2 protein-coding genes and 1 pseudogene are annotated in these 1,175 nt (G+C 39.7%); all 3 read left to right on the plus strand.

Annotated elements, in window-relative coordinates; all coding sequences use genetic code 11:
- Nucleotides 1-524: DUF6708 domain-containing protein (locus tag ACYIAL_RS12750; protein WP_483751903.1), on the plus strand; the 524-nt coding region annotated here is incomplete at its 5' end.
- A gap of 44 nt (nt 525-568) precedes the next feature.
- Complete coding sequence (locus ACYIAL_RS12755) at nt 569-886, plus strand: hypothetical protein (protein WP_483751904.1); 318 nt, start codon at nt 569-571, stop codon at nt 884-886.
- A pseudogene (locus tag ACYIAL_RS12760) lies at nt 855-1,175 on the plus strand (hypothetical protein); the annotation flags it as partial. The gene ACYIAL_RS12755 and the pseudogene ACYIAL_RS12760, both read left to right, overlap by 32 nt.

A 1,175-nucleotide genomic window follows, 5' to 3' on the forward strand; every position in this document is an offset into this window, starting at 1 on the left:
GCGGCACCAATATGGTTAACTTAATGACCTTTCACCCTTATAAAACTGGCTTTCCGGTTGCTCAATCGGTCGGCATTGGCAAAAACACCTATAACCCTCAAGACTATAAAGACGAATGGGAATTTATTCGCCGTTATATGGAGCACGGCCCCGAAAACTTGCCAAAACCACGCCTAAGCACCCATTTACCCATGCCCTTTCATGGTTTTGAGGGGCATGTAAAACCCATGATTCATGCAGCTAAAAATGCACCAACGGCATGGGTGTATTTACTATTAATACCCGTATTTTTAATCTTACTCCCCTTTTACACCGTGGGTTACTTTATTTCGGAATGCCTATGCTGGCAACCTCGATGGCCAAAAGTAATACGCCAAGCTGGTCAAGTGGGCAAACCCACCCCAAAAGAAACCACCTTATCGGACTATCCCCCTAAGGTACAACAAGCCATATTAGATAGCCGTTTGGAATGGGGAGTGCGTGACGAAAAAACAGGAAAGCTAGTTGATTATGGTAATTCTTAATATAAAAACACTTTTTAAAATAATAACAACAGGATTTAAAATCGATGTACGTTGGTGAATTTTTATTATGGTTTGGTAGCGCCATGAAAGCCGAAACTCGCAAAAAATTAAAAATGAGTTATACCAGTGGCGATATGACGCTAAAAGAGGTTCAAAAAGATTACACGCAAAAATCCGTCAGTAATAATCCCAGACCAATAGGACCTTACTACGCCTATAACGATCGCTATTTAGAGATCCGTGGTGGCATGTTTGAAAATTTTCGGGGTATTCTGACTTGGATTAGTTTACTTATATTTTGGGTTATTTATTCTAGTTGGGATTTGGGATTTGGGATTTGGGATAGCTTTAGACTTATATAATCATAAAAGTGATAATATTGGTTCAGGAATATTCGCAATAATCTTTTTTGCAACTATCTTTTCAATACTTACCTATTTATGTATCCGTTATTTTCGCTATATTTATCGCTTTGAACTGTTTACCATCCGCCATATTCGGGTACGGTTTAATCGAGTCACAAAGCAAGTGTATATTCAACGCCCCAAATATTGTGGTGGCACAGTGGTATTTAAGTGGGAACATATTATGCCCGCTAACTTTGGCGAAACCGGCTCAGACATGGGCGGCACCAATATGGTTAACTTAATG

This window comes from Gilliamella sp. X-57 (assembly GCF_057063565.1).

What these genes read in the sequence shown, in the direction of transcription:
- ACYIAL_RS12755 (WP_483751904.1), top strand. Translation starts at nt 569, where the DNA reads ATGTACGTTGGTGAATTTTTATTATGGTTTGGTAGCGCCATGAAAGCC.